The sequence below is a fragment of the Desulforhabdus amnigena genome (genome assembly GCF_027925305.1).
Lineage (GTDB): Bacteria > Desulfobacterota > Syntrophobacteria > Syntrophobacterales > Syntrophobacteraceae > Desulforhabdus > Desulforhabdus amnigena.
In genome coordinates, this window is sequence record NZ_BSDR01000001.1 from 2,408,936 (window position 1) to 2,421,654 (window position 12,719).

The window sequence follows — 12,719 nt, forward strand, 5'->3', positions numbered from 1 at the left end:
GGATCCGTGAGAGGGAAAACGACGAAGATGTGGCAATTTGCAAGCTTTGCCCTGTGCCTGGCGGGCCTGTTCATTTGCGGCCAGGCGCTCGGCCGGAACACCCATGAACCTGAAAAGAAAGCGGCAGGCAATCAACATCGGACCTTGGAAGCGGGAGCAGTGGTGACACTTGAGGAACTCCTTGGTGCGGCCGTCGAAGGGAACCCGGGACTCAAAGCCGCCATGCAATCGGCCCATGCCGCAAGGCAGATGGTCACGCCTGCCCGAACGCTCCCCGATCCGACCTTCACTTTTCAGAACATGGCCGGCCCGGATTTCCCGCAGTTGGACGCGGGCGATGCGACCTCCGGGCGCACTTATACCCTCGAGCAGGAGCTGCCGTTTCCAGGAAAACTCGATCTCAAGGGTAAAATCGCCTCCTCCGAAGCCGATGTTCAGGAACTCGGTCACGCGCAGTTTCTCCTGCAGCTCAAGTCCAACATCAAACAGGCTTACTACGATCTTTTCTTCACCTACAAATCCATGGAAACGGTGCGCACGGACAAGGAACTCCTCCTCACCTTTACCCAAATCGCAGAGACCCGTTATCAGACAGGCCAGGGTATTCAACAGGATGTCGTGAAAGCGCAGGTCGAGATCTCGAAGCTCATCGATCGGCTTGTCAACCTCGACAGGCAGCGGCACACTATTGAAGCGGACATGAACAAGCTCCTCTATCGCTCTGTGGAAACCCCCATCGGCAAGCCTGCCGAATTCGAAAAGGCGGAGCTCATTTACTCTCTCGATGAGCTCCTGGAGATGGCCAGGTCCTCGTCGCCCACTATTCAGACACGCAGGCGGGAGATAGAGGGGAGGCAGTACGGCGTTGAGCTCGCCCAAAAGGAATATTACCCGGATTTCGCTCTGGGAGCGAGCTATGTCGAGCGGCGTGACCAGTCCGATATGTACGGGATCATGATCAAAGCCAAGCTTCCTGTCTACTTTTGGAGGAGACAGCGCCCTGAGCTCGAAGCGGCCAGGGCGAACTTGATGAGCGCCCAGATGATGCGCAATGAAACCGTCTCCGACATCAGCTCGAAGATAAGGGAAGCCTACGTGACGGCAACGACGGCGGATCAGTTGATAAAACTTTATTATTCGGCCATCGTGCCTCAGTCCAGGATGTCGCTCGAATCGGCCATGGCGGGCTACCAGGCCGGGAAAGTCGATTTTTTGACTCTTATCGACAACCTGGTTACCCTGCTCGATTATGAGTTAAAATATTATGAATCTCTCAACGAATACCAGAAAGCCCTCGCTCGCCTGGAGCCCCTCGTGGGCATGGAGCTGACCCGCTAACCAGGAGACCCCAAGCATGGAACCCAAGGACAATCCCACGGCAGGGGATAATCCGCAGCCCGCTGGCGGTACGGCTTCCGACGGACTGGAAGCACCATCTCCAAGGATTAAGAAACGGTGGTTCGGACGACTCCTTTTTCTTGCCATCGTCTTTGCATGCGGTATCGCCATTGGCAAATGGGTCGATACCGAGGCTCTGCTCCAGGGCCGGTTGGCTTTGCGGCATAAAACTCCAAGAGAGATGAGCGGAAAAACCGTACCGGCTTTTCCGCAGGAAAAGCCCCCTTCGGGAGAGAGGAAACCTCTCTACTGGGTGGACCCCATGAACCCGTCTCACAAATCGGACAAGCCCGGTAAAGCGCCGGATGGGATGGACCTCGTTCCCGTCTATGCCGAAGAGGGGGCTCCGTCTGAGAGCCTTCCCCCAGGGTCGGTACAAATCAAGCCCCGGCGTCAACAGCTGATTGGAGTACAATATGGAGAAGTTGCCGAAGGGCCGGTTACAAAAACCATCCGTGCCGTTGGAATGCTGGCAAGTGATGAAACGAAAATCGCCCACATCCACACCAAATTCGAGGGATGGATCGATGAAACCTATATCGACTTCGTGGGAATGCTCGTGGAGAAGGGGCAACCCCTCCTGAGCATTTACAGCCCGGATCTCTATTCCACGCAGCAGGAGCTGCTGCTTGCGAAAAAATCAAAAGAGACTCTTGCCGACAACGAATTCAAAGAGATCGCCTCCGGGGCCGTATCGCTTTACCAGGCTACCCGGGCGCGCCTGAAGCTCTGGGACATTCCAGATCGGGAAATCGACGCCATCGAAAAGCGCGGCTCGCCCATGCGGTCCCTCAAGCTCTATTCACCCATCAAGGGCTTCGTGCAGGTGAGGAACGCTTTCCCGGGACTTCGCGTTACACCGGATACTGAGCTCTACACTGTTGTGGACCTCTCCAATATCTGGGTCTTTGCCGAAATCTACGAGTACGAGCTCCCCATGGTCCAGGTCGGACAGCAGGCGAAGATGAGCCTGAGCTATCATCCTGGAGAAACCTTTACTGGAAAGATCACCTACATCTATCCCAGGCTCAACGCAGAGACGCGCACCCTCAAGGTTCGCCTGGAATTTCCCAACAAGAACTATCGCCTGAAGCCCGACATGTACGCCAGCGTGGTGGTCGAAAAAGACCTTGGAGTCCGCATCTCGGTCCCGGCCAGTGCGGTCCTGGATTCGGGGACCGAGCAGATTGTTTTTGTCGCTCTCGACAACGGCTACTTCGAGCCCCGCACCGTCGAGACAGGCCCACGGGTTGAGGGGCGATACATCATTCAGAAGGGATTGAAGCCCGGCGAAAAGATCGTCACTTCAGGCACTTTCCTGGTCGATTCCGAAAGCAAGCTCAAGTCGGCAGTGGGCGCCATGGGGGAGCACGTTCACGGGGGCGTCGCTCCGGGGGCTGAGGAGGAGAAGAAGCCGTCGGCCCCATCCCTGTCCAAAGAGGCCCCAACGACCCCGGTCGACCACCTACGACACCCGCGTCCACCTGAGCCAATGAGCCAACCCGACCATTCACAACATCAGGCTCCTTCTCCACCGGTTGCACAGCCCGACCATTCGGGACACCCGATGCCCTCCATGAACGGAGAAGCCCATGATCAACAAAATCATTGAATGGTGTGCAACGCACAGGTTCTTCGTCTTCCTCTTCACAGTGGTTGCGATCTTCTCCGGCCTCTACTGCATGAGGCACATCACCCTGGATGCCATCCCCGACCTTTCGGACACCCAGGTAATCATCTTTTCCCGATGGGACCGAAGCCCCGACATCATGGAAGATCAGGTGACCTATCCCATCATTACCTCCATGCTCGGTGTTCCGAGAGTCAAAGACATCCGGGGCTTTTCCGATTTTGGCTACTCCTATGTCTACATCATCTTCGAGGAGGGGACCGACATCTACTGGGCGAGGTCTCGAACCCTGGAATACCTGAGCAACATTCTTCCAAGACTTCCCCAGGGCGTAGAAGTCGAGCTCGCAAGAGATGAAACGGCCATAGGCTGGGTCTTCGAGTATGCGCTGGTCGATACCACGGGGAAGCACAATCTCGCCGAACTTCGAAGTCTCCAGGACTGGTTCCTGCGATTCGAGCTCCAGTCGGTTCCCGGAGTGGCTGAAGTCGCCCCCATCGGGGGCTTTGTTCGTCAGTACCAGGTAAACGTCGATCCCAACGCCCTGCTGGGCTACGACATCCCCATCGACAAGGTGGTCGAGGCCATAAAGGATGGAAACAACGATGTGGGCGGAAAGCTCGTCGAGTTCTCAGGACGGGAGTACATGGTGCGGGGCCGGGGCTACATCAAATCCGTCGAGGATGTAGAAAACATCGTCGTCGGAGTGAACCAGCAGACGGGGGTTCCGATCCTGGTCAAGCATATCGGCACCGTGGTGCTCGGCCCCGACATGAGGCGGGGAGTTGCCGACCTCGACGGCGAGGGGGATGTCGTCGGCGGAATCGTCATCATGCGCTACGGGGAGAACGCTCTTCGGGTGATCGAACGGGTGAGGGAAAGGCTTGCCGAACTCGAACCGAATCTTCCTGAAGGGGTCAAGATCGTCCACACCTACGACCGTGCCGACCTCATCGAGCGCTCCATCGAGACCCTCAAGGGAACGCTCCTGGAAGAGCTCACGATTGTAAGCGTCCTCATTCTGATATTCCTGTGGCACGTGCCGAGCGCCGTCATTCCCATCCTCTCTATTCCCATAGCGGTGATCCTCTCCTTCATCCCCATGTATTGGATGGGGCTCACGGCCAACATCATGAGCCTCGGCGGCATTGCCATCGCCATAGGCGCCATGGTGGACGCTTCCATCGTTATGGTCGAGCAGCTCCACAAGAAGATGGAACATTGGGAAGCGGCCGGAAGAAGGGAAAACTTCAGGGAGGTGATTCTCGGGGCTTTGAAGGAAGTGGGCGGACCGAGCTTCTTCGCCCTGCTGGTGATCGCAGTTTCCTTCATGCCCATATTTACACTGGAGGCTCAGGAGGGAAGGCTCTTCAAGCCCCTGGCCTTCACGAAGAATTTCGCCATGGGGATTGCCGCGTTCCTCTCCATCACACTACTTCCAGCCATTGTCCTGCTTCTCATCAGGACAAAACGGTTTCAATTCCGCCCCCGTCTTCTGTCGAAGATGGTGAACGGGATACTCGTCGGGACGATCCACAAGGAGGAGAACCATCCCATAAGCCGGCCGCTCATGAGGCTCTATCACCCCTTTGTCGAATTCGTTCTCCGGCATCCCTGGCCGACCATCATGGCCGCCGTGCTTACGGTGATTCTCACCATTCCGGCATTCATGCGGCTGGGATCGGAATTCATGCCGCCCCTCGATGAAGGGGTGCTCCTCTATATGCCCACAACCCTTCCGGGCATATCGGTCACCGAGGCGCAGGCATTGCTTCAAACGCAGGACAAGGTCTTGAAAAGCTTTCCCGAGGTGGAAAGTGTCTTTGGAAAAGCGGGACGAGCTGAGACCGCAACTGATCCGGCACCTTTTTCCATGATGGAGACGGTAGTGGTTTTGAAGCCCCCAGCCCGGTGGCCCAGAGTCAAGCGATGGTACACGGACCGGCTGCCCGAGTGGACGCACGGGATGCTGCGCCGCGCCTGGCCCGATCACAAAACCACCCAGGAGCTCATCTACGGCCCCGGAGGGTTGAACGAGGCCATGAATTTCCCCGGACTCGTCAACGCATGGACGATGCCCATCCGTGCCCGCATAGACATGCTCTCAACGGGAGTGAGAACTCCCGTCGGCATCAAGATTCTCGGGCCGAACCTCGAAAAAATCCAGGAGATCGGCCGGCACATGGAGGCAGCTCTGAGGACGGTCCCCGGCACGACGAGCGTTTTTGCCGAAAGAACAGCCGGAGGGTATTTTCTCGATTTCGATCTCAAGAGGTCCGAGCTTGCCCGCTACGGTCTCACCATAGGCCAGGTCCAGATGGTCATCATGTCCGCCATCGGAGGAGAGAACATCACCACCACCGTCGAGGGCCGGGAGCGCTATCCGGTGAACGTGCGGTACCTTCGGGATTACCGGAGTACGGTCGAACAGCTCAAGCGCGTCCTGGTGCCGACTCCCGGTGGAGCCGAAATCCCCATGGAACAGCTTGCCGACATCAAGCTCCTCTACGGCCCCGGTATGATCCGGGATGAGAACGCGCGCCTCAGCGGCTATGTCTACGTGGATGTTGCCGAAAGGGATGTGGGAAGTTACGTGGTCGATGCAAAAAAGGCGGTGGCCGAGCAAGTGCAGCTTCCGCCCGGATACCGGTTGGTCTGGAGCGGTCAGTACGAATTCATGCAGCGCGTTCGCGAACGCCTTTCGGTTGTGGTCCCCATCACCCTCTTTATCATCTTTCTCCTCCTTTACTTCAACACAGGCTCCGTGGCTAAGACCCTGATCATCTTCCTGGCCGTACCCTTCTCCGCCGTGGGAGCGATACTTTTCCTGCATCTGCTCGACTACAACATGAGTATCGCCGTCTGGGTGGGACTCATCGCTCTTCTCGGAGTCGATGCAGAAACCGGGGTTTTCATGCTCCTTTACCTGGACCTGGCTTACTACGACAGGGTGAAGCAGGGTCTCATGAAAACGAAGGACGAACTGCGAGAGGCCATCGTGGAGGGAGCCGTAAAGCGGCTTCGGCCGAAGTTTATGACCGTTGCCGTGATGTTCATGAGCCTCGTTCCCATCATGTGGTCCACAGGGTCCGGAGCCGATGTCATGAAGCGCATCGCCGCCCCCATGATCGGCGGCATCTTCACCTCCTTCATCATGGAGCTCCTGGTTTATCCAGCCATCTACGAGCTGTGGCGATGGCATTTCTATGTCAAAAAGGAGGCGGCGTGAGGCGCTCATAGCGCTCACTCGAAGAGAACCGGATGATCCACCCTCTTCCTTCCGGATGGGAAGCATAATAGGAAGCCCAAGCCCCCTTCCCTCTTTTTTTTCATTTTGTCAGTCAATCAGGAGGGAGAAGTTTGAATTGCCTTGAAAATGGTCACTACTCGGCATATATTTACGTAAAGTTTTATGAGCGCTTCTCCTTTCTTTCCGTTTTATGGATAAATCATCTTCAAAGGAGCATGTCTTTTTCTACCACCCTCTCTGGATTGCCACAACAGGGCCTCTACTACCTGGGAAACGGCAAAAGTTTTGCTTTCAAGTCAGCGATCTAAAAGCCCGCAAGAAGAAAGTCCTCTCAGCGATCGGGATGCTTTGATCATTCTTATTACTTTTAAATTTGAAAGAGCGAGTTGAATCATGAATCAGGATAGCCAAGAAAAGGGCAATATGGATTCTTTACTGGCTGCATGGATGAAATCGGCTACAGACTTCTGGATGTCCGGTGCAAAAATGTGGTCTCCACCCTCGGAAGCGCCGAAGAACGGTTCCACGTCGGTCGGCGGTTTTAAGGACCGGACTCAGGAATCGTGGCAAAATGCATTCAAATTATGGCAGGGTTTGCTTTCGAGCATGAGCACCCCGGAATCCGTGGAAGCGTTCCTCAGCGGGGCGAGCACCTCCCCTGAAATTGCTATGAAAATAGCACGCACGGCAATGGAGGGGTATTCCGCTTTTTATCAACAATGGCTGAAAAAGATGGGAAATCTCTCGGAACCGGGACAGGCTTATCATTTCGAAAACCTCGACCAGAACACCTTCAAAGCTTGGAGGGAACTCTATGAGAAAGAAATTCGGCCGTTTCTCAAGTCTCCGCAGTTGGGACTTACCCGTTCCTATCAGGAGAGAATGAACGAGGCTCTCGATAGCTTCAATCTCTATCAGACAGCCGTCGCCGAGTTTTTCCAGATGCTTTCTCTTCCCGTCGAAAAATCGCTCCGCGTGATGGAAGAAAAGCTCGAAGAACTCTCCCGGGAGGGAAAACTCTCCGAAAACTTCAAAGACTACTATGACATGTGGGTCAAAGTGCTTGAGGGCCACTATATGACCCTCTTCAAGTCGCCGGAATACCTCCAGTCCCTCTCGAACACACTCAATGCAATAGCGAACTTCAAGACGGCGCGGCATAAAATGCTCGTCGATATCTTGCAGTTCCTCCCCATTCCAACAAACAAGGACATGGATGAACTCTACAAGGAAATCTACCTGCTGAAAAAGACCGTTAAAGAGATGAAGAAAAAAATGGCTGAGCAGGAAACTTCGGTCCCATTCTGAAATGACGGTAGCAAGTCAATAAGGGAGAGCTTCCCATGAGTCCAATCAAAATTCCAGTCGATCTCATTTTGAACAAGCTGGCGGAAGATGTCGAGAAATCACAGGATCGCATCCTAAAATCCAAGGACGTGCTGCTGGGTCCGCTCGATACAAGCATTGCCACAACCCCTTACGAGGTCCTCTACGAGGAGGACCGGGTCAAACTCAAGCATTATATTCCAACCCAAAAGACGCAACTCAAAACACCACTTCTCATGGTGTATGCCCTCATCAACCGGGAAACCATGCTTGATCTGCAACCGGGAAGAAGCGTGGTGCAAAACCTCCTCGACGAAGGGGTCGATCTCTACATGATCGACTGGGGTTATCCGGCCCGCAAAGATCGCTATCTCACCATAGACGACCACGTGAACGGCTACATGTCCAACGTTATCGACTTCATTCTTCACCGTCACAAGCTCCCCAGGATCAACCTCATGGGGATCTGTATGGGTGGGAGCTTTTCCATCATGTATTCGGCCCTACATCCCGAAAAGGTGCAAAACCTGATCACCACGGTGACCCCGAGCAACTTCGATACGGACAAGGGCCTTCTCCATATCTGGATGAAGGGAATCGACGTGGACCGGATGGTGGATACTTATGGCAATATGCCCGGAGATTTGCTCAACATGGGTTTTTTGCTGCTCAATCCCGCCCGTCTCATGCTCGACAAGTATGTCGGTTTTCTGGAGAACATGGACGACAAGGTCTTCGTGGAAAACTTCATACGCATGGAAAAATGGATTTTTGACAGCCCGGACGTTCCTGGAGAGACCTTCCGGCAATTCATAAAGGACTGTTACCAGAAGAATTTGCTCATCCAAAGCAAGATGGAACTGGGAGGACGGCGTGTCGACCTAAAGAACGTCACCATGCCTCTCCTGAACATTTATGGCCGTTACGACCACCTGGTTCCGCCCGAAGCGTGTGAACATCTCACCAGCAGGGTGGGAAGCAAGGACACCGAAGACATTTGTCTCAATACCGGCCACATAGGAATCTACGTGAGTTCAAAGTGCCAGAGGGAACTGACGCCGAAGATCGTTGGATGGCTGAAAGAAAGGGATGAAACCGGGGCGACCCAAGTCAGCAGAAAGGACGTGAGTAATATTTCGAGCGTTCGGAAAGATGCGGCCAAAACGAGAAAAACACAAGCTGCAGCTTCTTCGAAGACAAGAAAGCAGGACCCCAGGGAGAGCAAATCATGAACCGTGAAAATGATTACTTCAAGGCCATTTGCAAGGTGAGCAGAGCCTTTTGGACCACCTTGAATCATGACGAACTGCTGCACCTGATTGTGGACAGTGCTATTGACACCATGAAGGTGAAGGCCGCCCTTCTCTTTCTGCTCGACGAAGAAAAAGAGGAATTTCTTCCCGTGGCTCAGAGGGGGCTGTCGGAAAATTACCTTCGCTCGGGATTCACAGCACCTCGCAAGCTCGTCTTCTTCCTTGAAAAAGAAAACTATCTTTTTGTAGAGGATGCCACCAGCGACACCAGGTTGGACAACCTGGAGGTCAAAAAGCAGGAAGGAATCGCTTCCATACTGGTTGTCCCCATGCGAGTCAAGGGAGGCAAACTCATCGGGGGCCTCTGTCTTTATACCGGCAGCCCGCGTGTTTTTACTCAAGCCGAGATCGACTTCCTGATGGCCATGGGGGAGCAGGCTAGCATGGCCATAGAACATGCGCGTCTCTTTGGCAAGATAAAGCAAAACACCGGCATCCTCCTGGACCTGGCCGTCAACATCCAGTCGAGCCTGGACCTCAAGAAGATCCTGCACATCCTGACCGCCGATGTTGCGGAATACTTCAAGGTAAAGGCCTCATCGATCCTCCTTGTGAATGAAAATAGAAATACTCTGGATTTCGTGGCGAGCTACGGGCTGAGTGAGGAGTATTTGAAAAGAGGCCCCTTGACCCTGGATAAGAGTGTCCAGGAAACCCTCGCCGGCGAACTGGTGGTGGTCCGTGATGCCTTAACCGATGAGAGGGTACAGCACAAGAAGGAAAAGGAAAAAGAAGGGATCGTCTCCATTCTCTCCATCCCCATCAAGGCCGGAGAGAAGGTGATCGGGGTGATGAGGCTCTACAGCGGAACAAGGCGCGAGTTCACGGAAGAGGAGATCCTGTTTGGCACCGTTCTGGCTCACCTGGGCGGCCTAGCCATCCAGAACGCTTCCCTTTACCTGATGCTCGAGAGTGACGTGAAGGACTTAAGAGAAAACATCTGGAGCCACCGGGCCTGGTTTTAAACACGAGATTTGTGCTGCAGCGAATCGAACCTTGAAAAATAAATGCAAGCGAGGAGTGGTTCATGAGAGGAAAGACCCTGAGTGAAATCAAGATGGGCGACACTGCGGAATTTTCAAAAACGGTTTCTGAATCGGACGTGTATCTTTACGCTGGAGTGACCGGCGACTTCAATCCGGCCCACATCAACGAAGCCTACGCACAGAAAACTTTCTTCAAGACCCGGATCGCCCACGGCATGCTGGGAGCGGGATTCATCTCGGCGGTCATCGCCATGCAGCTTCCGGGGCCCGGGACGATCTATATCCGGCAGGAACTCGACTTTCTCGCACCCGTTCGCATCGGCGATACGATTACGGCTCGAGTTGAAGTAATCGAGATCATTGCGGAGAAGAAACGGATCAGGCTCAAGACGACATGCGCCAACCAGGAAGGGACCCTGGTCCTGGACGGCGAAGCCATCGTGAGCCCTCCGCGAGGGTGACAAACTTTACCCGCAGATTGCGCAGATGAAGAATTATTTTACCTTTAATCTGCGTAATCTACGGATCCATTTAGCCTGATTTTCACCACACCAATCCTGTCTATTCCTGCTCGCCTTCGGACCGGACCGAATCTTTCTTGAACATCTTGTTGAAACCCTCTATGAGGTTTTGAAACTGATCGCTCTGCTTTTTGATGAGTTCATCGAAGTGCCGGGCCACCTCGGCGGAATTGGCGCCTTGTGATTCCGCCAACAACATCCGCAAATGCTTGATCGTCTCTTCCTGCGAGGCGACCTTTTCTTTGAGCTCCTCGTATTTTCTCACCAGCTCTAAATGTACGTCGAGGGGCACAACCCCCAGAAGGTTCAAATAATCCGTGAAGGATTTCTTGAAATCCACCTGGGCTTTTTTCCATGCCTTGAAGTAATCGGGAGTCCCCTGGGGAGTCTTGTCCAGCCCGTAAATCTTCCTGAAAAGGGAATTCATTTCCTCAAAACCGCTGAAGCCCTTCCGGATCCATTCCGTCACTTCTTCCATTTGTTTTTGGCCCTTGGCGACATTCAGCAGGTAGTTGCCCCAGAATTCCAGAAACTGTCTGTCCATATGATGTTTCTCCTTAAACTTTGACCACCTGATCGCCTCATGAGGATCCCCATTTCAAACAGGCACCCGACTTACGTTCCGTGCGAATGAGATCCCGACTTCTTGATGTCCCTCAAAAGTCAAGGTTTCAACCGTTCACGGTATAACCGACATCATTGCCCGCGTTCTGCAAATCCAACTGGAAGCGGACCGGTCCCCGGCACTCGGTGGTATCGAAACGGGACGATTTATGAACGAAACATGAATGAAGGGCACATGCGGACGTAGGCATAGACCAGGAGGTGGCTATGGCTCCGTGCCCCTTGGGAAAAACGGAGACCTCCGCTTCCACGAAATCCAGGGCTGCAAGAGACGCTCTCTCGTCCACCAGGTCGTCGCTTTCCCCGATACAGATGAGCCACTGAATACCCATCTCTTTCAACCGCTTGAAATTAAGAGAACGACCAAAGATCTTCACGGGAAGCGTTCCATCCTCGCTCACGGGGATGGTGTAGGAATCGAAGCTCATCTGGGTGATCGCCCGTGGAATATCCTTTTGATCGTAAAGCAACCAATGGTTGACGGCTGCCGCCGTTTTGCTGATTTCCGGCGGTTTCCCGTCGGATCTGTCAAACATCAGGAGATCCCTGTAAAAAGTGAATATGGGAGCCTCTGTTTCAATGCTTTTCAGCTTGTAGACCCAGCTCATCACCTTACCGTCCACCACCTGGTTCCCGTTGGGCAATGTTTTCAACGCATACCCCAGGTCCCTGAAACGGGGGGGCAGATGGGAGAGATACTCGACCAGGGACTTGCTTCGCGTTCCATCCATGGGCGCAACACAAGTAATGAGGGCGTCCACCAATCCGTCCAGTTCCCCGGACAGGAGGTTTACCACACTTATGAATCCGCCCTGGCAATAGCCGTTCAAGGTAACCGGTCTTCCATGCCTGGCCTTGAGCTGCTCACAAAAATAGCGGGTATCGCGAGCATCGTCTTCTCCCGTCATGGTCTGTACCGCCGGCGTCGTATCGATGTCCTTCAGGATGCGGATATAGGTCGGAATCCCCTGGTTTGCATAACAATGGACATAGCTTTTGTTTTCCGCCGGCAGAAAGGCTAGAATGTTGGCGCCCAGTACATAAGGGGGAACGATCATGATGGGTTTACCGTCTTCCCTGACTTGAACCGCCTTATCCAGGGGAAAAACCTGGTAGAGCTCGAAGCGGTCCGTCTCTGCCACCTTGCTGTAGCCGCCGCTCTCGAAATGAAACCCGTATTCCGCCTTGATATCCCGGATTGCCTTGGGGTAGACGTTGACGACCAGGTCCAGGAGGCGCAGTTGCCGGTCCGTATAGCCGGCAATATCCTCTCCTTCAGACGCAAGAAAAGTATTCAGGGTTGCAGCAAGGAATTCATACATCTTGCGGGAGTGGTAATCACTGGCCATCCTGAACGTGTTGGCAAGGCCTTTGTTCGCGATCTGGATGTTGAACTGCAGCAGTTCGAGATAATCCCTGGCGGTTTGTTCCGGTGGAGAATCCAGCGCCTTGATTTTTTCCAGGTTGGAAAAGGATTTCAGGGCGGTCCAATACGGAGCCATAAACTCGTTCGTGTATTTGAGAATGGCATTCCAGTAGATCTGAGCGCTTTTCGCCTCGTTGAGGGACGCCTCCAGAATCTTCCGATTCCATTCAGGAAGTTTTTCAACCGCACGAATCAAACAGTTTATTGAATCATGGACGGCGTCAAAATGATTGTTCATCGATGCC

General features: G+C 53.9%; 9 protein-coding genes. 7 read left to right on the forward strand and 2 right to left on the reverse strand.

Annotated elements, in window-relative coordinates:
- The first annotated feature begins 27 nt into the window (after nucleotides 1-27).
- From QMG16_RS10265 to QMG16_RS10295, 7 genes are all read left to right on the forward strand, one after another.
- Nucleotides 28-1,338: a TolC family protein gene (locus QMG16_RS10265; protein ID WP_281794012.1), complete on the forward strand. Its 1,311-nt coding sequence runs from the start codon at nucleotides 28-30 to the stop codon at nucleotides 1,336-1,338.
- A 16-nt stretch (nucleotides 1,339-1,354) separates the two neighbouring features.
- Nucleotides 1,355-3,010 carry an efflux RND transporter periplasmic adaptor subunit gene (locus tag QMG16_RS10270; RefSeq protein WP_281794014.1) on the forward strand — a complete coding sequence of 552 codons (1,656 nt, stop codon included), beginning with the start codon at nucleotides 1,355-1,357 and terminating at the stop codon, nucleotides 3,008-3,010.
- Nucleotides 2,991-6,257, forward strand: a complete 3,267-nt coding sequence (locus QMG16_RS10275) for an efflux RND transporter permease subunit (RefSeq protein WP_281794015.1) — start codon at nucleotides 2,991-2,993, stop codon at nucleotides 6,255-6,257. The genes QMG16_RS10270 and QMG16_RS10275 overlap by 20 nt, the downstream gene beginning before the upstream one ends.
- Before the next feature lie 414 nt (nucleotides 6,258-6,671).
- Nucleotides 6,672-7,586, forward strand: coding sequence for a poly(R)-hydroxyalkanoic acid synthase subunit PhaE (locus tag QMG16_RS10280; protein ID WP_281794017.1), 915 nt, complete (start codon nucleotides 6,672-6,674; stop codon nucleotides 7,584-7,586).
- Nucleotides 7,587-7,621: 35 nt separating this feature from the next.
- The gene (gene phaC / locus QMG16_RS10285) at nucleotides 7,622-8,836 is read left to right on the forward strand and encodes a class III poly(R)-hydroxyalkanoic acid synthase subunit PhaC (RefSeq protein ID WP_281794018.1); all 1,215 of its coding nucleotides are present in this window, start codon (nucleotides 7,622-7,624) and stop codon (nucleotides 8,834-8,836) included.
- The gene (locus QMG16_RS10290; protein WP_281794020.1) at nucleotides 8,833-9,882 is read left to right on the forward strand and encodes a GAF domain-containing protein; all 1,050 of its coding nucleotides are present in this window, start codon (nucleotides 8,833-8,835) and stop codon (nucleotides 9,880-9,882) included. The genes phaC and QMG16_RS10290 overlap by 4 nt, the downstream gene beginning before the upstream one ends.
- A gap of 62 nt (nucleotides 9,883-9,944) precedes the next feature.
- Complete coding sequence (locus QMG16_RS10295) at nucleotides 9,945-10,364, forward strand: MaoC family dehydratase (protein ID WP_281794021.1); 420 nt, start codon at nucleotides 9,945-9,947, stop codon at nucleotides 10,362-10,364.
- 100 nt (nucleotides 10,365-10,464) lie between these two features.
- Here QMG16_RS10295 and QMG16_RS10300 read toward each other — a convergent pair whose 3' ends face one another.
- On the reverse strand, nucleotides 10,465-10,968 hold the full coding sequence (locus tag QMG16_RS10300; protein ID WP_281794022.1) for a hypothetical protein: 504 nt from the start codon (nucleotides 10,966-10,968) through the stop codon (nucleotides 10,465-10,467).
- 127 nt (nucleotides 10,969-11,095) lie between these two features.
- Nucleotides 11,096-12,712 (reverse strand): hypothetical protein, encoded by a 1,617-nt coding sequence (locus QMG16_RS10305; protein WP_281794024.1) that lies wholly within the window; start codon nucleotides 12,710-12,712, stop codon nucleotides 11,096-11,098.
- Nucleotides 12,713-12,719: the final 7 nt, after the last annotated feature.

What these genes read in the sequence shown, in the direction of transcription:
- QMG16_RS10265 (WP_281794012.1), top strand. Translation starts at nt 28, where the DNA reads ATGTGGCAATTTGCAAGCTTTGCCCTGTGCCTGGCGGGCCTGTTCATT.
- QMG16_RS10270 (WP_281794014.1), top strand. Translation starts at nt 1,355, where the DNA reads ATGGAACCCAAGGACAATCCCACGGCAGGGGATAATCCGCAGCCCGCT.
- QMG16_RS10275 (WP_281794015.1), top strand. Translation starts at nt 2,991, where the DNA reads ATGATCAACAAAATCATTGAATGGTGTGCAACGCACAGGTTCTTCGTC.
- QMG16_RS10280 (WP_281794017.1), top strand. Translation starts at nt 6,672, where the DNA reads ATGAATCAGGATAGCCAAGAAAAGGGCAATATGGATTCTTTACTGGCT.
- phaC (WP_281794018.1), top strand. Translation starts at nt 7,622, where the DNA reads ATGAGTCCAATCAAAATTCCAGTCGATCTCATTTTGAACAAGCTGGCG.
- QMG16_RS10290 (WP_281794020.1), top strand. Translation starts at nt 8,833, where the DNA reads ATGAACCGTGAAAATGATTACTTCAAGGCCATTTGCAAGGTGAGCAGA.
- QMG16_RS10295 (WP_281794021.1), top strand. Translation starts at nt 9,945, where the DNA reads ATGAGAGGAAAGACCCTGAGTGAAATCAAGATGGGCGACACTGCGGAA.
- QMG16_RS10300 (WP_281794022.1), bottom strand. Translation starts at nt 10,968, where the DNA reads ATGGACAGACAGTTTCTGGAATTCTGGGGCAACTACCTGCTGAATGTC.
- QMG16_RS10305 (WP_281794024.1), bottom strand. Translation starts at nt 12,712, where the DNA reads ATGAACAATCATTTTGACGCCGTCCATGATTCAATAAACTGTTTGATT.